Origin of the sequence: Limosilactobacillus avistercoris (genome assembly GCF_014836425.1) — a bacterium.
In the GTDB taxonomy this organism is placed as follows: domain Bacteria; phylum Bacillota; class Bacilli; order Lactobacillales; family Lactobacillaceae; genus Limosilactobacillus; species Limosilactobacillus agrestimuris.
Genome location: NZ_JACSQW010000002.1, coordinates 1 through 22,469 on the forward strand (window position 1 = coordinate 1; position 22,469 = coordinate 22,469).

At 38.5% G+C, this 22,469-nt stretch carries 23 protein-coding genes and 10 tRNA genes; 27 read left to right on the forward strand and 6 right to left on the reverse strand.

The genetic code is table 11. The annotated features are described in order from the left end of the window. The 10 genes from H9564_RS00670 (at nucleotide 1) to H9564_RS00715 (ending at nucleotide 822) form a co-directional block, all read left to right on the forward strand. Nucleotides 1-72, forward strand: a tRNA-Glu gene (locus tag H9564_RS00670). Nucleotides 73-85: 13 nt separating this feature from the next. Then, nucleotides 86-159: transfer RNA gene (locus tag H9564_RS00675), tRNA-Met, on the forward strand. Between the two features lie 4 nt (nucleotides 160-163). Beyond that, nucleotides 164-238: transfer RNA gene (locus tag H9564_RS00680), tRNA-Asp, on the forward strand. Between the two features lie 4 nt (nucleotides 239-242). Further along, a tRNA-Phe gene (locus tag H9564_RS00685) sits at nucleotides 243-315 on the forward strand. Between the two features lie 17 nt (nucleotides 316-332). Further along, nucleotides 333-403: transfer RNA gene (locus H9564_RS00690), tRNA-Gly, on the forward strand. A 7-nt stretch (nucleotides 404-410) separates the two neighbouring features. Continuing rightward, nucleotides 411-485 (forward strand) — tRNA-Ile (locus H9564_RS00695). A 3-nt stretch (nucleotides 486-488) separates the two neighbouring features. Continuing rightward, a tRNA-Ser gene (locus H9564_RS00700) sits at nucleotides 489-576 on the forward strand. 8 nt (nucleotides 577-584) lie between these two features. After that, a tRNA-Glu gene (locus tag H9564_RS00705) sits at nucleotides 585-656 on the forward strand. Nucleotides 657-669: 13 nt separating this feature from the next. Further along, nucleotides 670-743: transfer RNA gene (locus H9564_RS00710), tRNA-Met, on the forward strand. 4 nt (nucleotides 744-747) lie between these two features. Continuing rightward, a tRNA-Asp gene (locus H9564_RS00715) sits at nucleotides 748-822 on the forward strand. A 108-nt stretch (nucleotides 823-930) separates the two neighbouring features. Here the strand turns inward: H9564_RS00715 and H9564_RS00720 are convergent. Then, complete coding sequence (locus tag H9564_RS00720; RefSeq protein WP_191683671.1) at nucleotides 931-1,425, reverse strand: hypothetical protein; 495 nt, start codon at nucleotides 1,423-1,425, stop codon at nucleotides 931-933. A gap of 291 nt (nucleotides 1,426-1,716) precedes the next feature. Between H9564_RS00720 and spxA the strand changes: the two genes are divergently transcribed. The 4 genes from spxA to H9564_RS00740 all read left to right on the forward strand — a co-directional run bounded on the left by spxA (nucleotide 1,717) and on the right by H9564_RS00740 (nucleotide 5,441). Then, nucleotides 1,717-2,118 carry a transcriptional regulator SpxA gene (gene spxA, locus H9564_RS00725; RefSeq protein ID WP_191683672.1) on the forward strand — a complete coding sequence of 134 codons (402 nt, stop codon included), beginning with the start codon at nucleotides 1,717-1,719 and terminating at the stop codon, nucleotides 2,116-2,118. Nucleotides 2,119-2,245: 127 nt separating this feature from the next. Beyond that, nucleotides 2,246-2,935 carry an adaptor protein MecA gene (locus H9564_RS00730; protein ID WP_191683673.1) on the forward strand — a complete coding sequence of 230 codons (690 nt, stop codon included), beginning with the start codon at nucleotides 2,246-2,248 and terminating at the stop codon, nucleotides 2,933-2,935. A gap of 87 nt (nucleotides 2,936-3,022) precedes the next feature. After that, on the forward strand, nucleotides 3,023-4,015 hold the full coding sequence (locus H9564_RS00735) for a competence protein CoiA (protein WP_191683674.1): 993 nt from the start codon (nucleotides 3,023-3,025) through the stop codon (nucleotides 4,013-4,015). 49 nt (nucleotides 4,016-4,064) lie between these two features. Further along, nucleotides 4,065-5,441, forward strand: a complete 1,377-nt coding sequence (locus H9564_RS00740; RefSeq protein WP_191683675.1) for a C69 family dipeptidase — start codon at nucleotides 4,065-4,067, stop codon at nucleotides 5,439-5,441. Between the two features lie 61 nt (nucleotides 5,442-5,502). Here H9564_RS00740 and H9564_RS00745 read toward each other — a convergent pair whose 3' ends face one another. Further along, a complete protein-coding gene (locus H9564_RS00745) occupies nucleotides 5,503-6,138 on the reverse strand; it encodes a DsbA family protein (protein ID WP_191683676.1) in 636 nt (211 codons plus the stop codon). A 166-nt stretch (nucleotides 6,139-6,304) separates the two neighbouring features. On the opposite strand from H9564_RS00745, the gene H9564_RS00750 reads away from it, so the two are divergent. The 3 genes from H9564_RS00750 to H9564_RS00760 are packed head-to-tail and all read left to right on the forward strand — an operon-like array spanning nucleotide 6,305 to nucleotide 8,658. After that, nucleotides 6,305-6,949: a GTP pyrophosphokinase gene (locus tag H9564_RS00750; protein ID WP_191683677.1), complete on the forward strand. Its 645-nt coding sequence runs from the start codon at nucleotides 6,305-6,307 to the stop codon at nucleotides 6,947-6,949. A gap of 9 nt (nucleotides 6,950-6,958) precedes the next feature. After that, nucleotides 6,959-7,774, forward strand: a complete 816-nt coding sequence (locus tag H9564_RS00755; protein WP_191683678.1) for an NAD kinase — start codon at nucleotides 6,959-6,961, stop codon at nucleotides 7,772-7,774. Next, complete coding sequence (locus tag H9564_RS00760; RefSeq protein WP_191683679.1) at nucleotides 7,774-8,658, forward strand: RluA family pseudouridine synthase; 885 nt, start codon at nucleotides 7,774-7,776, stop codon at nucleotides 8,656-8,658. Before H9564_RS00755 ends, H9564_RS00760 begins: the two co-directional genes overlap by 1 nt. 99 nt (nucleotides 8,659-8,757) lie before the next feature. Here H9564_RS00760 and H9564_RS09060 read toward each other — a convergent pair whose 3' ends face one another. The 3 genes from H9564_RS09060 to H9564_RS00770 form a co-directional block, all read right to left on the reverse strand. Beyond that, complete coding sequence (locus tag H9564_RS09060) at nucleotides 8,758-9,669, reverse strand: IS3 family transposase (protein WP_318241059.1); 912 nt, start codon at nucleotides 9,667-9,669, stop codon at nucleotides 8,758-8,760. A gap of 142 nt (nucleotides 9,670-9,811) precedes the next feature. Next, nucleotides 9,812-10,135: a hypothetical protein gene (locus H9564_RS09065; protein WP_225209491.1), complete on the reverse strand. Its 324-nt coding sequence runs from the start codon at nucleotides 10,133-10,135 to the stop codon at nucleotides 9,812-9,814. 111 nt (nucleotides 10,136-10,246) lie between these two features. After that, nucleotides 10,247-11,272, reverse strand: coding sequence for a lactonase family protein (locus tag H9564_RS00770; protein ID WP_191683680.1), 1,026 nt, complete (start codon nucleotides 11,270-11,272; stop codon nucleotides 10,247-10,249). Nucleotides 11,273-11,377: 105 nt separating this feature from the next. Here H9564_RS00770 and H9564_RS00775 point away from each other — a divergent pair, with 105 nt between their 5' ends. From H9564_RS00775 to H9564_RS00785, 3 genes are all read left to right on the forward strand, one after another. Then, on the forward strand, nucleotides 11,378-12,226 hold the full coding sequence (locus H9564_RS00775; protein WP_191683681.1) for a methyltransferase domain-containing protein: 849 nt from the start codon (nucleotides 11,378-11,380) through the stop codon (nucleotides 12,224-12,226). A 212-nt stretch (nucleotides 12,227-12,438) separates the two neighbouring features. Beyond that, nucleotides 12,439-12,948, forward strand: coding sequence for a tRNA (uridine(34)/cytosine(34)/5-carboxymethylaminomethyluridine(34)-2'-O)-methyltransferase TrmL (gene trmL, locus H9564_RS00780; protein ID WP_191683782.1), 510 nt, complete (start codon nucleotides 12,439-12,441; stop codon nucleotides 12,946-12,948). Nucleotides 12,949-12,960: 12 nt separating this feature from the next. Continuing rightward, on the forward strand, nucleotides 12,961-15,258 hold the full coding sequence (locus H9564_RS00785) for an FtsK/SpoIIIE family DNA translocase (RefSeq protein ID WP_191683682.1): 2,298 nt from the start codon (nucleotides 12,961-12,963) through the stop codon (nucleotides 15,256-15,258). Nucleotides 15,259-15,361: 103 nt separating this feature from the next. Here H9564_RS00785 and H9564_RS00790 read toward each other — a convergent pair whose 3' ends face one another. Further along, complete coding sequence (locus H9564_RS00790; protein ID WP_081446177.1) at nucleotides 15,362-15,481, reverse strand: DUF4044 domain-containing protein; 120 nt, start codon at nucleotides 15,479-15,481, stop codon at nucleotides 15,362-15,364. A gap of 135 nt (nucleotides 15,482-15,616) precedes the next feature. Between H9564_RS00790 and H9564_RS00795 the strand changes: the two genes are divergently transcribed. From H9564_RS00795 to murD, 7 genes are all read left to right on the forward strand, one after another. After that, complete coding sequence (locus H9564_RS00795; RefSeq protein ID WP_191683683.1) at nucleotides 15,617-15,976, forward strand: DUF3397 family protein; 360 nt, start codon at nucleotides 15,617-15,619, stop codon at nucleotides 15,974-15,976. Nucleotides 15,977-16,137: 161 nt separating this feature from the next. Then, nucleotides 16,138-16,566, forward strand: coding sequence for a division/cell wall cluster transcriptional repressor MraZ (gene mraZ, locus H9564_RS00800; RefSeq protein ID WP_191683684.1), 429 nt, complete (start codon nucleotides 16,138-16,140; stop codon nucleotides 16,564-16,566). 13 nt (nucleotides 16,567-16,579) lie between these two features. Continuing rightward, nucleotides 16,580-17,530 (forward strand): 16S rRNA (cytosine(1402)-N(4))-methyltransferase RsmH, encoded by a 951-nt coding sequence (gene rsmH / locus H9564_RS00805; protein WP_191683685.1) that lies wholly within the window; start codon nucleotides 16,580-16,582, stop codon nucleotides 17,528-17,530. A gap of 25 nt (nucleotides 17,531-17,555) precedes the next feature. Beyond that, entirely contained in the window at nucleotides 17,556-17,927 is a 372-nt protein-coding gene (locus H9564_RS00810) for a cell division protein FtsL (RefSeq protein ID WP_191683686.1), read from the forward strand. Then, complete coding sequence (locus H9564_RS00815; protein WP_191683687.1) at nucleotides 17,927-20,080, forward strand: penicillin-binding protein; 2,154 nt, start codon at nucleotides 17,927-17,929, stop codon at nucleotides 20,078-20,080. Before H9564_RS00810 ends, H9564_RS00815 begins: the two co-directional genes overlap by 1 nt. A 14-nt stretch (nucleotides 20,081-20,094) precedes the next feature. Further along, nucleotides 20,095-21,069 carry a phospho-N-acetylmuramoyl-pentapeptide-transferase gene (gene mraY / locus H9564_RS00820; protein ID WP_191683688.1) on the forward strand — a complete coding sequence of 325 codons (975 nt, stop codon included), beginning with the start codon at nucleotides 20,095-20,097 and terminating at the stop codon, nucleotides 21,067-21,069. A 22-nt stretch (nucleotides 21,070-21,091) separates the two neighbouring features. After that, the gene (gene murD / locus H9564_RS00825; RefSeq protein ID WP_191683689.1) at nucleotides 21,092-22,468 is read left to right on the forward strand and encodes a UDP-N-acetylmuramoyl-L-alanine--D-glutamate ligase; all 1,377 of its coding nucleotides are present in this window, start codon (nucleotides 21,092-21,094) and stop codon (nucleotides 22,466-22,468) included. Nucleotide 22,469: the final 1 nt, after the last annotated feature.

Genomic DNA, 22,469 nt, shown 5'->3' on the forward strand with positions numbered 1-22,469 from the left:
GACCCGTTAGTCAAGTGGTTAAGACACCAGCCTTTCACGCTGGTATCGTGGGTTCAAATCCCGCACGGGTCACTTTTTTTGTTATCGCGGGGTAGAGCAGCCTGGTAGCTCGTCGGGCTCATAACCCGGAGGTCGTTGGTTCAAATCCAGCCCCCGCAATTTTGGTCCGTTGGTCTAGTTGGTTTAGGACGCATCCCTGTCACGGATGAGATCACGAGTTCGAGTCTCGTACGGACCGTTTTGGCTCGGTAGCTCAGTTGGTAGAGCAACGGATTGAAGCTCCGTGTGTCGGCGGTTCGATTCCGTCCCGCGCCATTTAATTTAATAATTATGCGGGTATAGTTCAGTGGTAAAACCACAGCCTTCCAAGCTGTTGTCGCGAGTTCGATTCTCGTTACCCGCTTTTATATGGGCCTATAGCTCAGCTGGTTTAGAGCGCACGCCTGATAAGCGTGAGGTCGATGGTTCAAGTCCATTTAGGCCCATTTGGAGAAGTACTCAAGTGGCTGAAGAGGCGCCCCTGCTAAGGGTGTAGATCGCGAGAGCGGTGCGAGGGTTCGAATCCCTCCTTCTCCGTTAATTATGACCCGTTAGTCAAGTGGTTAAGACACCAGCCTTTCACGCTGGTATCGTGGGTTCAAATCCCGCACGGGTCACTTTTTTTGTTATCGCGGGGTAGAGCAGCCTGGTAGCTCGTCGGGCTCATAACCCGGAGGTCGTTGGTTCAAATCCAGCCCCCGCAATTTTGGTCCGTTGGTCTAGTTGGTTTAGGACGCATCCCTGTCACGGATGAGATCACGAGTTCGAGTCTCGTACGGACCGTCTGTAGCAACCAAGATATGTCTTGGTTGCTTTTTGTTTTATGATAATTATCTAACAAAAAGGATTCCCATCAATAGACGGGAATCCTTTTAGTGTTATTAAAATTAATTACATCAATGGACGATATACTTCATCATAGTACGTATTATTCGGATCACGGGTGGTAAAGCTATCAAGTTGCTTAAACACATCGGTTTTCTTCCAGGCCATTAGTTCATCTAAATCGTTTAATGCAGTTAGAAGAACTAATGTAGTACTTTCTTCTTTGTTATCGACTTGGAGAAAAGCCTGTCCATTAACCAGTGGATTTGAATTGTCAATTATCTTATTAAGAGTATTAAAGAGGATCTTTTGGTGATCATTATCAACTTGGAATGATTGATAATAAAGAATTCCTCTGTATTCACTATCTAACTGTTCTCCCAAAACAGTATATTCAACTGGTGATTTGAAAACAGTTGGTTTATTAGAAAAGTCAAACAATGCTAAATTGTGACTATGCTCTGAAGCTTGCATTAGTTTGAACTTTCTATCTGGGTATTTATCAATAATATCTTGCAAGATTTGCCGTGATCCAAAGGTTAAGCTTAATTTTGATAACATGGCAGTTCCTCCTTTTAAGTGTATAGATTTATTATAATACTTTCTTTTCCTTAATTACCAATTATCAGTAATTTTAAGTAGAAACAGTAAATTGGTAATTTTTAATATTAATTTAAAATAATTAATTATCTTTAAAAACGCTTGAAATACATGAATCACGTGCTATAATTTTACTTACTAAAAGTAAATAAACCACAATGGCACTTTTAATGATATAAAAAGCATTGTATAATTAATTTTGTAGTGGTGAGTTGACATCAAGTATTAGCTCTAAAGGAGGCTTTTTATTAAATGGTTACACTTTACACGTCTCCAAGTTGTACATCATGTCGGAAAGCAAAGACATGGTTACAAGAAAACGGAATTTCTTTTAAAGAAAGAAATATCTTTTCTGAACCACTTAATGTGAGTGAGATAAAGAACATATTACGGATGACAGAAGATGGAACGGAAGATATTATTTCTAAGCGTTCTAAGGCTTATTCAAAATTAAACGTTGATTTGAATGAACTGCCAATGAAGCAGTTGTACAAAATGATTAGTAAAAATCCTGGATTGTTACGACGGCCAATTATTGTTGACGAAAAGCGTCTTCAAGTTGGCTACAATGAAGATGAAATTCGCCGCTTCCTTCCACGTCAAGTTCGTGAATTAGAATTAGCGGAAGCTGAACGAAAAGCTAACACAATTTAATCATAATTAAACAGGCACAATGTACAGACTCCAGCGAGCTCTATGTTGCGCCTTTTCTTCTTTACTTTTGTGGTAAATTAGTTAGAATGGTAGTAATACATAACTCGAGTCGAAGGGGGTGCTTTTAATGGAAATGGAGCGCATTAATGAAAATACAATTCGTGTTTTAGTCGACTCGAACGATCTGGAAGAACGGGGAATTAAGATCCTGGACCTGTTAAGTGATCATAAACAGATCCAAGATTTCTTTTACAGTATATTGAAGGAAGTTGATTCAACTCACCAATTTCAAGATAATGATTCTGTAACATTTCAGGTAATGCCTACAGGAAATGGCTTAGAATTATTTATTAGTAAAAATGATCAAATTACTGGAGCCGATAGTGAGCAAACAGATGCGATTACTGATTATATTCGCCAAAGTATTGCACAACGGCGAAACGAGAAATCGAGAACTAATGAAACTGAGCAATCGTTCGAAGATGCTGATGATTATGCTTCTCCGGCAAGCGATACTGAACCACTAACAAAGTTAATTGTTGTTAGGTTTGCGCAGCTTGAAGATCTAATTCAGTATGCAAAGGTTGCTGATGATTATAATGTTGTTAGTGAACTCTATAAGTACGAGGGTCAGTACTACCTGACCTTACAGTACTTAGTTACCGATGAAAATACTGATGAAGAAATAAAGAACCAGATTGCATTAGCATACGAATATGGAGATCCAACAAATATTGCGTCAGATTATTTAGCAGAGCATTCAAAAAAGCTGATGGAAATTTCGGCATTACATTTAATTCAGCATTATTTTAGCTAACTAAAAAGTACCCTTGTAGTTAATAAGGGTACTTTTTTAATGCATTTTAAAGGATTTACCGTCTTTATATAAGGGAGGGTAAATAAGTTGTTAGTTGCTAAGTCCAATGATTATTTTGTGAATGCGTTTAACGCTAGTAAAAGGGAGAAATATTATTGTCCTAAATGTGGAGAGCGGTTAATTCTTAAGAAGGGACAATGTAAGGTTGCTCATTTTGCACATTGTGTCAATAGTCAATGCCCATTACAAAAAGGGGAAAGTTATGAACACCTTTTAGGGAAACAACAGATATTTGAATGGGCACGACGAAATGATTGGCATCCAGAACTTGAGGTTTACATTTCATCATTAAAACAACGAGCGGATGTGTTACTTAATGTTCATGGACAGCGGGTAGTAATTGAATTTCAGTGTAGTCCATTATCGTTAGTAGACCTTCAAGAGCGAACTCGTGGTTATGAAAAACTTGGGATAAAATGTTACTGGTTTCTTGGCTCGCCATATAAGTTAAAGATTCACCAACGACAAACTCAAAAATTTATTCAATTACTAAATCACCAATATGGACTTATTTTCTGGAGCGTTAAATCAGCGGCAATTAAGATAGAGAATGCTGTTATTTGGGAACAACGACTAAATTTAAGGCAAATTAACAAAAATTATCGAATATTGCGTCAACTTATACTATTACCAGAAGTTAAAATTAATTTTCCGCGTAATGGCTTACCACTTATTTGTCATCAGCAGTTTGGCGGAATTCAGGTCACTAAACATCCAGAAATATATTGGCGTTATTTGGTAAGTAGAAAATTAGTTAGTATACCGTTATTTACTAGTTTTAGCCAAACTTCATGGTTAAAGATGTTAAGAAAGGTGGAAGCTAGCGAATGGGTAATTTTTCCTTGCATTCCTCCGATGACATTAATTAATACTTACCTAAAATTATTTACTAAGCAATTAATTATGGGTGGAATTGTTGTAAGAAGGGGAAAGAGAATTATTTTAGTTAAGTATCCCTGCACACCCCATTCCCTTGCGGAGCAGTATCAAGAACTACAAAAATTATTTAGTGGATATTAATGAAATATGAAATAATAGAGATGAAAAAATAAAATCGGGGATGATCTAAATGAGACGTCATACTTGTACAACTTTTCTTGCTGGAAAAAAAGCAACTATAGATGGTTCAACGATTGTTTGTCGGGTTGAGGATTACTCAAATAACTTTGATCCACAACGGTTTATTGTAGTTACTCCTGAAAAGCAACCTCAGCATTATGAAAGTAAAACGACTAAGTTCAAAATTGATTTACCAACCAACGCACTACGTTATACCTCAACTCCCGATGCGGATAGTAGTGCTGGTATTTTTGGGGCGAGTGGGATCAACTCCGCTAATGTTTCGATGACTGCTACTGAGACAATTACGAGTAATCCACGGATCCTCAGTCTTGATCCTTATAATAGTGATAATGGAATCGGTGAAGAGGATTTTCTAACCTTGGTCTTGCCCTACGTTAAGACAGCTAAACAAGCCGTGGAGCGAGTTGGCTATCTTCTAGAAAAGTATGGGACTTATGAGGCTAATGGGATGGCTTTTGGTGACAAAGATGAAGTGTGGTATTTAGAAACGATTGGAGGTCACCACTGGGCTGCGGTGAGAATTCCTGATGAAGCTTATGTAATTGCACCAAACCGGTTAAACATTACTAATTTTGATTTCTCATCGACAGCGACATTAAGTTCTGCTGATTTAAAAGAATTGATTGATCTCAACCACCTTAATCCCGAAGAAGATAACTACAATTTACGGTTAATATTCGGTAGCAGTACTTACCGCGATGCCCACTATAATAATCCACGGGCTTGGTTTGTTGAACAGCAATTGAGTGGCGAGCAAGGAAATAAGCCAACTGATCAGATGCTGCCATTTATTAATTATCCGCAACATAAAATTACAATCCAAGAGATTAAGGATTTAATGAGCTCTCATTATCAGGATACTGAATATGATCCTTATGTCGTAAAGAAAGCACCATTTCGGTCAATTGCATTAAACCGTAATCTTGAGCTCCACATCCTTCAAATTAGAAATAATATTGATCCACAAATTAGTGCTGTCCAGTGGTTAGCTTTTGGTCCTAATACGGTTAATGCGGTTGTTCCTTTCTATACTAATGTTGAAGAAACTCCACGGCATTATCGTGATACTAAAACGACATTTGACATTAAAGATAGTTACTGGTTAAACCATGTTATTATGGCAATTGCTGATCAGCATTACCAAAAAGTTGAACCCTTAATTGAAGATTTTTCGGAACAAGTAATGACTCGAACGTTAGCACTCCAGCACCAAGCAGATAAGGAATTTGTGAAGCAGGATGATATAACCGGATTTTTGAGCAAGATTAATGAACAAATGGCAGAGATTTCGTATCAGGAATCAATGAAGTTACTAGGAAAACTAGTTGATTATGGATTTAAAAATGCTCATCTTCAGTATTAACTAATAATAAAATGACCCTCAAAGTTTAATTTAGACTTTGAAGGCCATTTTCCTTGTGTTATTATTTTTGCATTGTTTTAGTTAAAGGATGAGATTGGTAGTTCTTAACAAAGGTTGCTATCGACAGGTCATTCTCTAATTGTTTATTCTTATAGGCAGTAATAAGGGTTTCATAGTCAAAGTTATTGAGTAAAAAGCCGTATTGCAACTGCTTAGAATCAAAGACAACTGCAGTAGCTGGCTTTGTAACTCCTAAGCTTTTGGCAAATTGTTGGTCTTGGTGGAAGGTCTTCTTAGCTAAATTGGAATGACGATCTTCTAAAAACATTTCAAGATCAAGTTTAGACCGTGAAGCAATATCTTCTACTAAACTATCACTGTAGTTACTGTCTTCTTTAATTAACGCGTTTTGCAACATCAAGAGGAATTGACGCCCCCGCTTTTTCCCCTGAAAAGATGCTGCCATATAGTCAAGAATTACTCGATAAATGGTGTTAGAAACGTTTTGACGAACGGCTAAACTACGTGGATCAAGATGGTAAAATTCAATTGTTTGTTGGATTGTTGCCATGTTGAAAAACGGAATAAAACGATAATTAACTTTTGTGTTAAGTTGATGATCAATTTTAAGAACGTCACGTTCACAGCGGAAGCAACGACTCCCGAGTGGATTGACAAATAAATGTATTTCTAGCATTAAATGCTCCCCCTCGTTTAATACTAACTTAATTTCTTCTCTAAACAAATTTATTTTTACAAAAAAAATTAAATTTGTAAAGAATTATGATTTATGAACCAGTTTTATGCTGTTGAGGGGATGAGTGTGCTAGAATTAAATGCGAACTTTAATGGGAGGGTTTTCTATGGTTGAAGATTGGCAACACTTTCTACTACCTTACCAACAAACTGTTAATGAATTGAAGATTAAGTTAAGGGGTATTCGGAAACAATACCAAGATGAAACACAACATTCACCAATCGAATTTGTTACTGGTCGGGTAAAACCGGTTGATAGCATTAAAGAGAAAATGATTCGCCGACATGTTCAAGAGGATCGGCTTGAACAAGATATGCAAGATATTGCTGGAGTGCGGATTATGTGTCAGTTCGTGGAGGATATTTACCAAGTAGTTGATTTGCTTCGCCAGCGAAGTGATATGACAATCCTGGAAGAACGTGACTACATTAGTAATGCTAAACCGAGTGGGTATCGTTCTTACCACATTGTAATTGAATACCCGGTTCAGTTGATTACTGGTGAAAAACGAATCCTTGCTGAAATTCAAATTCGGACATTAGCGATGAATTTTTGGGCAACAATTGAACATTCATTGAACTATAAGTACCAAGGTGAATTTCCAGAAGAGTTGTCAGCAAGATTACAGCGTGCTGCAGAAGCTGCGTTCAAACTTGATAATGAAATGTCAGAAATTCGGGAAGAAATTCAAGAAGCACAAACAATGTTTTCAAATCGGACACCGGGAGATCAGAATATTCCGGATAGATAAGGAGATTATATGCGAGTCGCAATTTATAATAATGAGACGTCGGAATCACAACGGATTAGTAAATTACTTAAGGCAGAGTTAAGTAAGGCCGGACTTGTTTTAGACCAAAATGCTCCCAATGTGGTTATTACGATTGGTGGAGATGGGACACTACTGTCTGCATTCCACCATTATGAAGCCTTATTGGATAAAATTCGCTTTGTTGGGATCCATACGGGACACTTAGGCTTTTATACTGACTGGCGAAATTACGAAATTGATGACCTAGTTGATAGTTTGGTTAATGACAGTGGACAATCGGTGTCATACCCACTTCTTGATATGCACGCGATCTATTCTGATGGCTCGATTGATCACTATACTGCCCTAAACGAATCGACCGTTCGTAATATTACAAAGACCATGGTCTGCGATGTGTTTATTAATAATGAATTATTTGAAACCTTCCGTGGAGATGGTTTATGTATTTCTACTCCAACGGGGTCAACTGCTTATAACAAATCTGTCGGTGGAGCAATTATGGATCCACAAATTGTTGGTTTTCAGCTTGCTGAAATGGCTTCATTAAATAATCGGGTATTTAGAACTTTGGGATCCCCAATTATTTTCGGTTCTGAATCCAAATTGATGCTTCGATTGAAGGATCTTAATGGCCATGTGATGACTTGTGATCGTGATCAAGTACGGCTAAAGCCCTCGGTGGGGGAACGAAAACTAATAGAGATTACTTATCAAGTCGCTAAGAAACGGATTAATTTTGCCCAATATCGGCATAATAACTTCTGGCACCGGGTTAAGGATTCATTTATTGGTGGAGTAAAGTAATGGAATTTGAATGGCAATATAACGGACACCAGCCACGGAAATTACGTTCTGCACTAAAACATGAAGGCGTTAGTGCGAGCTTGATTAAGGTCGCAGTTTATCATGGTGGAAAAATGCAAATTAATGGTGAGGATCGGTGGACAGTGGATACTGTTAATCCCGGTGATCATTTCTCACTAATTTTGCCTCCAGAAAAAGCCAATGATAACGTTATTCCTAGTAACCTGCCAATTGAAATTGTTTATGAAGATCGTGATTTCTTGATTCTTAATAAACCGGCAGGCATTGCGACCGTTCCTGCACATCACGTGACAGTTGCTGATAGTTTGGTTAACCGAGTTCGTGGTTATTATGAGCGACAGGGTTATGAGAATTTAGTGATTCATGTTGCTACACGATTAGATAAAGATACGAGTGGCCTGGTGGTTTTTCCGAAACACCGTTTTGCGCATGCAATTATGGACCAGCAACTAAAAAAACACCAAGTAAAGAAAAATTACTATGCGGTTGTTGGGGGACAAGTTAAGGCTAGCCATGGGTATATTGATGCACCAATAGATCGTGATCCGGAAAAATTTGTCACGCGGACCGTAATTTCTACGGGGAAGCCATCGGTTACGGAATATTGGTTAGAGAAATCATCGACGAGGGGATCACTACTACGTATTCGCCTTCATACTGGACGGACTCACCAAATCCGGGTTCACTTTCGTTATTTAGGACACTCGTTAATTGGGGATGAAATGTATGGTGGTGAACCGTTAATTTCTCGTCAAGCACTTCATTGCTACTGGATGAAGTTTTATAGTCCTTTTAAGCAACGATACATTGAGGTTCATGCCCCACTTCCGGAAGATATTCAAAAGTTAATTGATTTAATTTAAACAATAAAATAAATAACCCTCCAGTGTCTGGCAAAGTGACGTGTACCCTTAAAGTTGGAACTTGTATGTTCTTACTTGTAAATTGAATAATTATTTTTCTTAGGCAACTAAATTCTGCTCGTATTGGAGTGGTGTTTGGTTGCCTAGTTTTGTCTGTATTCGTCGTTCATTATAGAAATGAAGCCATTCTTCAATTGCCTGGATTAATTCATCGCGACTTCGATAACTAGTATCCTGGCCAATCTCAGCTTTAAGTTTGCTAAAGACCGTTTCACAAGCGGCGTTATCTAAACAGGTTGCTCGATGAGACATGCTTTGTCGAATGTGTCCTTCACGCAAAAGCTTTCGCCAAGCGTGATGTTGGTAGTGCCATCCTTGATCGGTGTGAAGAGTTAATTGATAACCAGTATATGGTAACTGATCTAGTAACTTTTGCAGTGGTGTTAAGGCAAAATGGAGTGTAGGGCTTTGACCGATGGCCCAAGTTAAAATCTGCTTAGTGGCGAGATCTTTAATGACTTCCAGATAGACTTTTTGGCCGTTATATGCCTTAAATTCAGTAATGTCACAGACCATTTTCTGATATTTACGATTACTCATAAAGCGACGATTAAGCTTGTTCTTGGCCTTCTTACCGTTAGGACCCTTGGAAGAATCGTATTTGCGCCGCCGCTGATTGTATTTAGTACATTTAAGATTCATCTCATGCATGAGGCGTTGGATTCGCTTGTGATTAGGAGCTGTTTTACCGATTAGCTGATAATAAGCGCGCACTTGGGCGCTAAGTCGTCGCACTCCATACTCGGCTTCATAGTAGTTAAACAGCCCTTTGATTACCGCTTTAAGCTCAAGTTCATCTTCGTTAGGGTACTTAAACTGTTTCTGCCAGTATTGGTAAGTCGACATCGAAATTGGGAGCGCATCAATTAAGTCCTTTAACAGGTATTTAGCCTTGAGTTCATTAATTACTTGCGCAAGTTCTTTTTTGGATGCTTTCTCAAGGCTGTCAATTTTTTGAGGCGTCGAGTTGTATCTTTAATAATAAGTTTTCTCTTTGTAGAGCTTGATTCTGTTTTTGGAGTTGAAGTAGTTGTTGGTCTCGATCCTTGTCGTGTTGTGTGACCATTTTTAGGTTTCCTTCCGCGGCGTAATTCTAATAAAGCTTGCGGCCTTGCTTATTATAAAGAGCTTCCCATTTAAATATTGAACCGGGCGATCGAAAGGCAAAGTGAATACAAGTTTCAGAAATTGATGCCAAATTTTCTTGTTTCCACTTTACCAGATTCAGCCGGAAATCCCCAGTCACTTTAGGTGGATTGAGCAGTGCCTGTTTACCAAATTTTGCATAAATTCCCACGCAAATTTGAAATTCTAGTTTAGAGATTCCGTATTTGCTCCTTATAGCAGTTAAGCTAGCTGTTCCATTGGCATACTCCTCAACGGCTTTAATCTTAGTGTTAATACTAATTTTAGTCATAAAAATACCCCCAGAGTTGATTTCCAACTCTGGGGGTACACGTCAAAGTCCGGACTCCGGAGGGTTATTAGTTTTATTTAAAGAATTGGGCAAATTTTCAGCTCAATTTTATTAAAAACGTTGAACACAAACAGGTTCAGGACACTTAACATCCTTTTGTAGTAAGGTTAACTTACCAGTATTAGCATCACGCTTGTAAAGGGTCAAGTTATCACTATTTTGGTTAGAGGCTAACAAGAATGATTCATCAGAGCTAAGGTTGAAGTCACGAGGAAAGTCACCTTCAGTTGAAATTGATTGAATATGCTTAACAGTGAAGTCTGGTTGAACTTCAAAGACTGCGATGGTATTTTCCCCACGGTTTGAAGTGTAAATAAATTTACCATCCTTTGAAAGTCGAATAGCAGCAGCACCATTATGAGCTGTCCAATCATTAGGGATTGTCTTGATTGTTTGGACGTGACTAAAGGTTCCATCAGTGGCATTGTACTTTAGTACTTCAAGCTTGCTACTTAGTTCACCGAGAAGATAAGCATATTTACCATTAGGATGGAACGCAATATGACGAGAACCAAAACCATCTTCTGACTTATAACGGGAAACAGCAGTTAATTTACCGTCAGCAGAAACATCATAAACGACGACTAGGTCCATTCCTAAGTCGCAGACAACCAAGCGTTGGTCAGGAGTCAAGTCAGCAAAGTGAACGTGTGGACTATCCTGTTCTGGTTGAGGGCCGGTAGCACCTTGGTGGAGAACTGAGTCAGTCTGAGTTAGTGTTCCATCTTGATTGATCTTGAAGACATCAATCTTTGCAGTATGGTAATTAGCACTGTAAAGTAGGTGCCGCTTTTCATCAAGACCAACGTATGCCGGAGGAGCGCCTGCTGCAAGAACCTTGCTGAGCATCTTGGCATTGTCATCTTTTAGTGAATATGATGCCACACCACCTTGGTCATCAATTTGCTTTACAGCGTAAACTCGCTTATCAGAACCTACTTGTAAGTAGGCTGGCTTTTGTGATGGAATAGCTAATTCGACGTTAGTAATCTCTTCTTTTTCAGGATCCAAGGTAACTTTATAAACACCCTTGCTATCCTTTTTGGTATACGTACCGATCAAAAATTGTTCAGTCAAATTAAACTGCCTCCTTTGAATTTGTTCATCTCTATGATAGCAATTCAGCAAGCCTAATACTAGCTATGGTACACTGTAAATAATAAAAAAATAGGAGAAATTAAAGTGAAAAAGATTGAGCGTGCTGAAAATTTGGTTCAAAGTCATCTTGAACTATTTCAATGTCCTGTTTGTCACCATCGTTATTTGAATTTAACCGGAAATTCGCTTGTTTGTGAAAAGGGTCATACAATTGATTTTAACCGTCATGGCTACCTTCATTTTTTAAATACCCAGGGAACAACAGAATATGATCGGGCAATGTTTATCTCACGACGAAAATTACTTTCTGCAGGATTATTTAAACCAATTATTGAACGGGTTAATCAATTCCTCCCGGCAACTCCTCAAACAATTCTTGATGTGGGTACAGGGGAAGGAACACCGCTAGCACAATTAGCATTGCTTCGAAAAGATCGGGATTTTTATGTTGGTTTTGACATTTCAAAACCTGGGATTACTTTGGCAACTCAACTTGATACGAAGGCTTTCTTTTGTATTGCTGATCTTCGTCAGTTGCCATTTGTTGACCAATCCTTTGATACAGTTTTAGAACTGTTTTCTCCGTCTGATTATCGAGAATTTAATCGAGTCTTAAAAGAAGATGGCCTCCTAATTAAGGTAATTCCTAATGCAGACTATCTCTTGGAATTGAGACACTTATTATATGGAAACAAAGATCAACATTACCACTATGATAATAGTAAGGTCCTTGAATTATTTAAGAAGCACTACCCGGATGCACAGGTGATTCGTGTCCGGTACCAATTTGATCTTCCTAAAGAATTAATCACGGATATGGTTAAGATGACGCCGATGAGTTGGGGGAAGAATGTCCAACACCTTACCGATGATGAATTGGCAAAACTTCACTCAATTACCGTTGATGTTAGCCTATTGGTAGGGAGAAAGTGAGACTTAAGAAGTTATCTTTAACTTTCTACAAAAAATTAGTTAATGGTGTTGCCAATCTTAATTAAAAGTGGTAAAATACTTTATGGGAAATCGTTTGGCAATTGACATCGAACAGATTCGTTGGTAATTGCCAAAGAGTACTTCATTAAAGCAGCGTTTCGCCGTGCCAACACCGAGACCCTGCTTTTTTTATTTGTCTAAGGAGAATTATGATGACAAACCATATTGTATTATTTGAACCATTGTTTCCTGCAAATACTGGGAATATTGCCCGGACATGCGCCGGGACGAATACGGAATTACATTTAATTAAGCCGCTTGGATTTTCAACGGATGATAAGCACATGAAGAGAGCGGGATTAGATTATTGGGATAAGGTAAAAATTACCTATCATGATGATCTGCGCGAGTTTATTTCTACCGTTCCTGATATTAGTAAGCTATACCTTGTATCTAAATTTGCAAGCCGTGACTATACTGATGTTGACTATACAACTTCTGGGGATCACTATTTCCTGTTTGGTAAGGAAACGACCGGGTTACCAGAAGAATTTATGCGTCGGTATCCAGAAAATGCTATTCGAATTCCGCAAAACGATAACAATATCCGGGCATTAAACTTGTCGAATAGTGCGGCAATTGTGATCTACGAGGCCCTTCGTCAGCAAAGCTTTCCAAATTTAGCACGGGTTCATAAATATCACTTTGATAAATTAAAATAAGTGGGGAATAATATGGCAAGAAAGAAGCGGTCAGGAACTGGTCGTCGCCGAACTGTAAGTAAAAAAAGTCAAGCAAGGATTGTTGATAATTTAGTAGGAATTATTCTTGCATTCTTGATGCTTATTGGGCTATTTAATCTTGGAGCGATTGGTCAATTATTGATTGGCTTATTTAATATTCTGGTTGGTAGATCCTATCCGGTAGTAATGATCCTTGTTCTTATTTCTGGATTATCATTAACCTTCTTCGGTCATCGACCAAGATATAATCGTCGCTGGATTAGTGGATTTATTATTGCATATTGTGGGGGATTAATTTGGTTACACTATCTAATGTTTAATCATTTGAACCTTCACGCCAATTTTATATCTACAACCTGGAATAATTTAACAAGGGTCTTTTTTCAGACAAGCAATTCTACTAACATCGGTGGGGGGATGCTAGGGGCATTCCTCTATACTGGTAGTAACTATTTGATTGGCCATCAGGGAACGGCTGTGTTGGCCTGGTTAATGATTGTTGCAGGAATTATTATCTTTTTTGCGATTCCCTGGGAACAATATTTAATTAATCTTGGTCGCCAACTGAAAAAAACACCAATACTTATTCAACGGGTTAGACAGTCTTTTGCGGCCAAACCACGGGTTAAGCAACCAGTTAAGGAGCAAATTACTACTTTAGCTGACAAAGTGAAACCGGTTCAAAAAAATCTAACAGATGTTAATGCTTCTCAACCCTCAGCAACACCAAAAGTTGCCGAGCCGCGGATTACAGTAGCAAGTACAAGCAATGATGAGGCTTCGGGCAAGCTCGGAAAATCTCAAGAGTTGCCAAATTCTAATGATGATTTGCAATTGGCTACTACTGCTGAAAAGGAAAATGCTGATTACCAGTTGCCACCATTAAGTTTATTGACCAAAATTCCGCAAGCTGATCAAAAAGACGATTTACACGCGATTAAGAAGAATACCAAAAAGCTTCAGGATACGTTAAAGTCGTTTGGTGTTGATGCAACCGTTGAGAATGTTAACCTTGGTCCATCGGTGACAAAATATGAATTGCGTCCAGCAGTGGGAGTTAAAGTGAGTCGGATTACACACTTGGCAGATGACTTAGCCCTAGCGCTTGCTGCAAAAGATATTCGGATTGAAGCACCGATTCCTGGAAAATCATTAATTGGAATTGAAGTTCCTAACCAGCAAATTGCGACTGTTGGTTTTCGCGATATGGTAGAATCAATGCCTCATGATGATCACCCAATGAATGTTCCACTTGGAAGAACTGTTACAGGGAATGTGATGATGGCTGATTTAACCAAGATGCCTCACCTCTTAATTGCTGGTGCTACCGGAAGTGGGAAATCAGTTGCGATTAACGATATTATTACCAGCATCTTATTGAAAGCTAAACCTCACCAGATAAAATTCTTGATGATTGACCCTAAAAAGGTAGAATTAAGCGTTTATAACGGGATTCCACACCTATTAAGCCCAGTAGTTTCAGAACCAAAGAAGGCAGCTAAAGCATTGGCAAAGGTAGTTGCTGAAATGGAACGTCGTTATGAACTGTTTGCTAAATTTGGGGTCCGCAACCTAAAGGGGTACAACCAACTTGTTCAGGAGAACAACGATCAAGAAGATGCGACCGAACAACCAGCGTTACCGTTAATTTTGGTAATTGTTGATGAACTGGCTGATTTAATGATGACTGTTTCTCACGATGTTGAAGATGCAATTGTCCGAATTGCACAAATGGGGCGAGCTGCTGGTATCCATATGATTTTGGCTACTCAGCGTCCTTCAGTTGATGTCATCACTGGTTTAATTAAGGCAAATGTCCCATCGAGAATTGCCTTTGCTGTTTCAAGTGGTGTTGATTCTCGAACAATTATTGATACTAATGGTGCTGAAAAATTGCTCGGTAGGGGAGACATGTTGTTTGAATCGATCGACCAAAACAAACCAGTTCGTGTTCAAGGCGCCTTTATTTCTGATCAAGACGTTGAAGCAGTGGTGGACTTTATAAAAGAAGAGCGTCCAGCAGAATATGACCAGAAGATGGTTGTTACTGATAATGAAATTGAACAAGAGGAAAAGCTTGAGGATGAGGATGAACTCTTCCCTGAGGCATTAGATTTCGTGGTTGATCAACAAAAAGCTTCTACCTCATTAATTCAGCGCAGATTTCGTATTGGTTATAATCGGGCTGCAAGAATTATTGACGATATGGAACAGCGGGGCTACATTGGGCCTGCTAGTGGTTCTAAACCTCGTGAGGTTTTTAAGAAAAAGAGTCAAGATGAGGAGTAGTACAAGCTTTTTTGTAATTGAACTTTTATGATAAAGAATTAAAAAGTGCGAGGAAGAATAGTAGTTTCTTCCTCGCACTTTTCAATTCTTTAGATAATGTAAACTACATTACACCTAATGATGCAATTGCTCCAAAGATTAGTGAGCCAAGCATGGCAATTAGCATCAACCAAATTGCAACCATTGTAATTTTTTGAAAACGAGTTTTCTTTTTTCGTTGCATCTTTTTACCGCCCTTCGTTGATGAATTGATAATAGTAACAGTCTACATCATTTTTGAATGTGATTTCAAACAATCTCAATAGTCTGTGCTAAACTAATGATTGTAAATATTAGTCAGGAGTAGTTAGAACTAAGTATGGATTATCGAATAGCATTTCTTCAGGTAATATTACTGATTATTGTTTGGTTTGTAGAAGATTTAATCAGCAAGGTTTTTCATCATTATCGTCATCAACATCATCATAAACATAGCCCCATTATTTGGACGATTATTTTATGGCTGTTGAGCATTGATAATATTAGAAGCCTTTATTGGATAGCGTACCCGATTGCTACTTGGATGATTATTGCAATCCTATTAATTATTGGCCAAACAATCCACTATAATGAGTTTATCTACCGACGTTATTGGCCAGTTTTTTGGCGATTATCTGTAATTGTTGCAACGATTACGTTTATCGTTTCACTATTTTGTCAAAATTTACCGCTGATATAACATTGGTAATAGAGAATGTTAATTAGCAAGAAGCACTTAAGCACATAAGTGCGATCTTGCTAATTTTTTTATTATTAACAATTATTTTTGAAATCTTATGGTGGAAAGTGGGGGATTGTGGTAGACTTTACCTATAAAGTGGTTGTGGGGAGGCAAAGCTAATGTTTATGGGCGAATATACTCATTCGATCGATAGCAAAGGCCGTTTGATTATCCCTGCAAAATTTCGTGAATTATTAGGCACTCACTTTATTGTCACTCGTGGCTTAGATGGGTGTCTATTTGGTTACCCGCTTAATGAATGGGAACAATTGCAAGAAAAATTAAAGGCGTTACCGCTGACTAAGCGTGATGCACGTGCATTTGTTCGCTTTTTATATTCTGCCGCAACTGATTGTGAATTTGATAAACAAGGCCGGATTAATTTGCCAGATACCCTTTGTCAACATGCTCAATTAGAAAAGAAGTGTGTTGTGGTAGGCGTTGTTAACCGACTTGAAATTTGGAGTGCAGAAAAGTGGGCACAATTTACGGATGCCACGGAAGATGATTTTGATCAGATCGCTGAAGATTTAAATATTGATTTTTAATGGAGGATTTTAGATGACAGAATTTAAGCACGTAACAGTATTATTGAATGAGGCTGTTGCTGGTCTAAATATCCATCCAGACGGAACCTATGTCGATGCAACGCTAGGTGGGGGTGGTCATAGTGCCGCGATCCTTAATCAGTTAACGATAGGACACCTATATTCATTTGATCAGGATCAAACGGCAATTGAATATAATCGACAACACCTAAAAAGTTTTATCGATGATGGACGTTCAATCTTAATCGAAGATAATTTTCGAAATTTAAGAACTGCATTGTTACAAAATGGGGTTCAAACAGTTGATGGGATTGTTTATGATTTGGGGGTCTCATCTCCACAGTTTGATGATGCACAACGTGGCTTTAGCTATAAATTAGATGCACCATTAGATATGCGGATGAACCAACAACAATCACTTTCTGCAATGAATGTTGTTAATGAGTGGCCATATGAGAAATTAGTTAAAATTCTTTATCGCTATGGGGAAGAACGATTTGCTAAACAGATCGCACGAAAAATAGAGCGACGAAGGGAAAGTAAGCCGATTAAAACAACCTTTGAGCTTGTTGATGTGATTAAGGAAGCCATTCCAGCTGCTGCACGGCGGCATGGTGGTCATCCAGCAAAGAAGACTTTTCAGGCGATTAGAATTGCTGTTAATGATGAATTGGGAGCATTAGAGGATTCTTTAGAACAAGCGCTTGAAATGCTTAATGTTGGTGGGCGGATCAGTGTGATTACATTTCAATCATTAGAAGATCGGTTGGTTAAAACGATGTTTCATGAGAAGGTCTCATTAGCAGACGAATTACCACCGGGATTACCGGTCATTCCACCAGAAATGCAACCAAAGTACAAGTTGATTAACAAGAAGCCAATCCTACCGAGTGATGCAGAATTAGCTAATAATCATCGTGCTCATAGCGCAAAATTACGGGTAATTGAAAGAATCAAAAAGTAAGAACACAAAAGGAAAGTGATTAAAGATGGTTTCAAATACTGCAAAAAGGATTTCTCGTGATCAGCCGAGGACGACTGATCCTGGAGCACAGGCGCGTCAACAATTAGGCCCCGCTGTGAAAACAGTGGCTTGGTCAAATTTTGAACGTGGGCTAGTTGCAGTTTGTAGTATTTTAACCTTATGTTTAACCATTTCGCTTTTATCAACGAAAATTACAATTAATACTCGTCAACATCAATTGCAAGACTTACAAACAAAGGTATATCAAGCCAAAAATGACAATGCCAGTCATCGGCAGGCAATTGCTGAAATGACGAGTCAATCCCAATTAAGATCAGCCGCTAAGAAATATGGATTAGTGGATCATAATTCAAACGTAAGGAACGTTAATAAATAATGAATAAGATGACTCAACGAACGAAAAATAACGGAAATAGTGGCAACAGAGAAACTTTTGGTAAGTGGCTCTTTATAATCGTGGTTGCAATGTTTACGTTATTTATCGTTCGTTTTGCGTATATTGCGATTACAAAGGATGTCCAGCACGTTAATTTACGTTCTCAAGCCGAACAAATTTACACACAGAAAAGGACAATTCTTGCTAAGCGTGGCAATATCTATGATCAGCATGGCTCGGTCCTTGCAACAGATACAAGCAAGTATACCCTCTATGCAGTTTTAGATAAAAGTCAGCATTCTGCAGATGGTAAGCCACTTTACGTAAAAAATAAGCAGCGGACTGCAAAAATCCTTGCCAAATATATTGACATGCCTAAATCTCAAATTTTAAAGACTCTTTCAAAAAAAGGGCAGTCCTACCAAGTTGAGTTTGGGAGTGCTGGGGCAAACCTATCAGTTGCCAAGATGCAGCAAATTAAAGCAGAAAAGCTGCCTGGAATTGGTTTCATTGCAACACCTGCCCGCTCTTATCCAGAGGGTGAATTTGCCTCTCAAATCGTTGGGATGGCGACACCACGAGTTACCAATAAAGAAACTGGCCAGATGACATTGGTTGGTCAAGTCGGCCTAGAAAAGTACTTTAACAAGAAATTAACCGGAAAGAATGGTCTCCGTCAAGATAAACGAGACGTTTATGGGTATAGTCTAGCTAATAGTAACCAAGTGGTAAAAAAAGCAGTGAACGGTGATAATGTTTACACGACGCTTGATGCCAAGGTTCAACATATTATGGAAAATAAGCTAACTAAGGTGTTTAAGGAATCGAAGGCAGAATCAATGATTGCAGTTGTGATGGATGCAAAAACTGGTAAAATTATTGCAGCCTCTCAACGACCGACGCTTCGTTCGAAGAAAGATCCTGTTTGGCGAAATATGCTGGTTCAAGATGTTTATGAGCCTGGTTCAACAATGAAGACGTTTGCCTTGAGCGCGGCAATTGATTCTGGTCATTTTGATCCGAATGCAACCTTTAATTCTGGTACTTGGCAAATTGGTGGCGGTAAAGTTACTGATTGGCAAGCGTCCGGTTGGGGAACAATCTCCTATAAGGACGCTTTTGATCTTTCAAGTAATGTTGGCTTTGCCCATGTTGAACAGAATATGGGGGCAAAAACTTGGAAAAAATACTTAACCCGTTTTGGGATGTTTAATAAGGTTAACGTTGAAGGGATGGATGGTGAAGTAAGTGGTTATAGTGCCTTTAAGGGAATTCTGCAACAAGCTAACACTGCCTTTGGTCAAGGAATTACCGTCAATGCTATGCAGATGATGCAAGGCTTTAGCGCAATTGCCAATAATGGTAAGATGATGAAACCATATATTGTTGATAAGGTTACTAATAACGAAGGAAAAACTATTCAGAAGGTAAAACCTCAACAGGTTGGACAGCCAATCAAAGCCTCAACTTCTAAAAAGGTAGTTAAAATGTTGGAAGGGGTTATCTATGATAAAAAGGGCCTCGGACATGATTATCAAATTGACGATTATAAAATAGCCGGAAAAACAGCAACCGCACAAATTGGTGGTGCTGGTGGATATAGCAATGGTGATAGTAATTATCTTTACTCATTTGTTGGCATTGCTCCTGCAACCAAGCCGCGTTATGTAATGTACGTAACATTAAGGAAACCACATAATCTTAGTAAACCAGCAACTAAAATGATTGCGGAAGTCTTTAACCCAACGATGAAATTTATTTTGAGTCGTCAGAAGAGTACTAAACAAAAGAATTCGGGAATTGTTAAGGTCCCGGATGTTGTAAACCAGTCTCCTCAGGACGCAAGTGATCAGCTTAATAAGAAACATCTTGTTCCAGTTGTAATTGGTTCTGGACACAGCGTTAAAAAGCAATCAATTACTAAGGGGCAACCTTCTCTGATTAACCAACATATTATTTTGGATACTGGAGGAGAATACAAAATGCCCGATATTAATAATTGGAGTTCTAATGATGTCCAGAAACTTTCTCAAATGATGGGGATCAAGTTAAAAGAAAAAGGTTCTGGCTATGTTACTAAGCAAAGTATTAAACCAAATGATAGTGTGAAAAAGTCATCAACATTGACTGTCGAGTATTCTTCTCGACATTAATTTAGGAGGAAAACATGAATTTTCTTAGTATTGTAATAACATTAGTTTGTTCATTCTTAATTACTTTTCTATTAATGCCCTCTTTAATCCGTTATTTCCGGGCGAAAAAAGAAGGGCAGCAGATTCGTAAAGAAGGACCTAAGTGGCATGCTAAAAAAGCGGGGACACCTACTATGGGAGGACTCCTCTTTATAATTTCAGCCGTTATTACCGTTTTATTGGTCGGCGGTTTCATAGGGATGTTAACTAATACTATGTGGGCCCTCTTGTTTGTCCTGGTAGTTTATGGATTAATTGGAATGTGGGACGACAGTATAAAGATTTTTCACCACCAAAATGAAGGATTTAAAGCATGGCAAAAAGCTTTATGTCAAGTTATTGCCGCAATGGTTTTTACAGTAATTTACCAGCATGAAGGCTTCCAAATGGGCTTTGGAACTAGTCAAGCTGGTTGGTGGTACGGCCTTTTTATCATTTTTTGGATTGTTGGTTTTTCAAATGCTGTTAATTTGACTGATGGTTTGGATGGATTAGTTAGTGGATTATCAATTATTTCATTCTTGGCTTACCTTATTATTGCCCTTGTAAATATTAACCAACCTGGTTATGCAGAAATTGCTTTATTCTGTTTAGCAATGATTGGAACCTTGTGTGGGTTCTTTCCTTATAACCATAAACCCGCTAAAATTTTTATGGGTGATATGGGTTCGTTAGCCATTGGTGCTTCACTAGCTGCAGTTTCACTATTACTTCATCATGAATGGTCATTATTAGTAATTGGGATTGTTTATGTCTGCGAAACCGCTAGCGTAATCATGCAAGTAGCATCATTTAAACTTACTGGGAAGCGAATCTTTAAGATGACCCCGATCCATCACCACTTTGAACTTTGCGGATGGAGTGAGTGGAAGATTGATATCGTCTTCTGGTGTGTCGGTTTAATTGCTTCAATTATTGCGGTAGCAAGTATTTTAATTTTTAATATTTAATTTAAGCTAGGTGGCAAGAGAAATGAAAAAAGTAACAAACTATAATAATAAAAAAGTTCTTGTAATGGGTTTTGGAATTAGTGGGTTAAATGCAGCACACCTATTAAGAAAGCTGGGTGCTGACGTTGTTGCTAATGACCAGGCAACACCTAAGGATCCTTCAATTGTTGAAGGACTTGAAAATGATGGGATTAAAGTAATTACTGGTTCTAATCCGCTTAGTCTTGCGGAAGACAACTTTGATGTTGTGGTAAAAAATCCGGGAATCCCTTATGATAATCCATTAGTTGCTAAGTTTGTTGAAAAGAAGACATCGATTATCACTGAGGCAGAGTTGGGTTGGCAGATTTTTGAAGGACACTTGGTAAGTGTTACTGGAAGTAACGGGAAGACGACGACAACGACCCTGACACAATTGATGATTGCAAAAAATAACTCTCACCGGGTTGAATATGCCGGTAATATCGGTGTTTCCTTTAGTAAAGTAGCTGCTGAATTAGGACCAGAGGATACGTTGGTTACTGAACTTTCAAGCTTTCAGTTACTAGGAGCGCCCACTATTCATCCACATATTGCCATTATTACTAATATTTTCTCTAACCACCTTGATTACCATAAAACACGTGAAAACTATATTAATGCTAAGTTAAATATCACCCGCAACCAAACCAGTGATGATTACTTAATCATGAATTGGGATCGTGATGAATGGCAAGAAATTGCACGGCGTTCACAGGCAACGATCATTCCATTTTCACGCCAAAATAAAAGTCATGAAGGTTCTTATGAGGAGAATGGCAAGATCTATTGGCGTGGTGAGTATATCATGGACGCTAAGGACATTCGCCTAATCGGTCCACAAAATGTTGAAAATGCGTTAGCTGCAATTGCTGCTGCTAAATTAAGTGGGGTTGCTAATCAGGAAATAGTTGATGTCCTGACAACTTTTAGTGGTGTCCGTCACCGTCTTCAATACGTAACAGATTACGCGGGTCGTCGGTTCTATAACGATTCTAAGTCAACTGATATTGAAGCAACTGAAGTCGCACTTCAGGGCTTTGAACAACCAGTTATTCTACTAGCTGGTGGGTTAGATCGTGGCTATACATTTGAACGACTGGTTCCATATTTCAAAAAGCATGTTAAAGCGATCGTTGTTTTTGGACAGTGTAAAGATAAAATGAAAGATGCTGCAAAACAAGCTGAAATTCCAACAATAATTGAAAGTGAAAATGCAATTACTGCTGTCCCAGAAGCTTGGAAGGTTAGTGAACCCGGGGATGTCATTTTACTGTCCCCTGCTAATGCTAGCTGGGATCAGTTCCCAAGCTTTGAGGTTCGTGGTGATAAGTTTATTGAAGCTGTTAATACGTTAATTAAAGAACAGGAGGAGAAATAAT

Excerpts from the sequence above, each read along its gene's own strand:
- H9564_RS00720 (WP_191683671.1), bottom strand. The coding sequence starts at position 1,425 with ATGTTATCAAAATTAAGCTTAACCTTTGGATCACGGCAAATCTTGCAA.
- spxA (WP_191683672.1), top strand. The coding sequence starts at position 1,717 with ATGGTTACACTTTACACGTCTCCAAGTTGTACATCATGTCGGAAAGCA.
- H9564_RS00730 (WP_191683673.1), top strand. The coding sequence starts at position 2,246 with ATGGAAATGGAGCGCATTAATGAAAATACAATTCGTGTTTTAGTCGAC.
- H9564_RS00740 (WP_191683675.1), top strand. The coding sequence starts at position 4,065 with ATGAGACGTCATACTTGTACAACTTTTCTTGCTGGAAAAAAAGCAACT.
- H9564_RS00745 (WP_191683676.1), bottom strand. The coding sequence starts at position 6,138 with ATGCTAGAAATACATTTATTTGTCAATCCACTCGGGAGTCGTTGCTTC.
- H9564_RS00750 (WP_191683677.1), top strand. The coding sequence starts at position 6,305 with ATGGTTGAAGATTGGCAACACTTTCTACTACCTTACCAACAAACTGTT.
- H9564_RS00755 (WP_191683678.1), top strand. The coding sequence starts at position 6,959 with ATGCGAGTCGCAATTTATAATAATGAGACGTCGGAATCACAACGGATT.
- H9564_RS00760 (WP_191683679.1), top strand. The coding sequence starts at position 7,774 with ATGGAATTTGAATGGCAATATAACGGACACCAGCCACGGAAATTACGT.
- H9564_RS09065 (WP_225209491.1), bottom strand. The coding sequence starts at position 10,135 with ATGACTAAAATTAGTATTAACACTAAGATTAAAGCCGTTGAGGAGTAT.
- trmL (WP_191683782.1), top strand. The coding sequence starts at position 12,439 with ATGACAAACCATATTGTATTATTTGAACCATTGTTTCCTGCAAATACT.
- H9564_RS00785 (WP_191683682.1), top strand. The coding sequence starts at position 12,961 with ATGGCAAGAAAGAAGCGGTCAGGAACTGGTCGTCGCCGAACTGTAAGT.
- H9564_RS00790 (WP_081446177.1), bottom strand. The coding sequence starts at position 15,481 with ATGCAACGAAAAAAGAAAACTCGTTTTCAAAAAATTACAATGGTTGCA.
- H9564_RS00795 (WP_191683683.1), top strand. The coding sequence starts at position 15,617 with ATGGATTATCGAATAGCATTTCTTCAGGTAATATTACTGATTATTGTT.
- mraZ (WP_191683684.1), top strand. The coding sequence starts at position 16,138 with ATGTTTATGGGCGAATATACTCATTCGATCGATAGCAAAGGCCGTTTG.
- rsmH (WP_191683685.1), top strand. The coding sequence starts at position 16,580 with ATGACAGAATTTAAGCACGTAACAGTATTATTGAATGAGGCTGTTGCT.
- H9564_RS00810 (WP_191683686.1), top strand. The coding sequence starts at position 17,556 with ATGGTTTCAAATACTGCAAAAAGGATTTCTCGTGATCAGCCGAGGACG.
- H9564_RS00815 (WP_191683687.1), top strand. The coding sequence starts at position 17,927 with ATGAATAAGATGACTCAACGAACGAAAAATAACGGAAATAGTGGCAAC.
- mraY (WP_191683688.1), top strand. The coding sequence starts at position 20,095 with ATGAATTTTCTTAGTATTGTAATAACATTAGTTTGTTCATTCTTAATT.
- murD (WP_191683689.1), top strand. The coding sequence starts at position 21,092 with ATGAAAAAAGTAACAAACTATAATAATAAAAAAGTTCTTGTAATGGGT.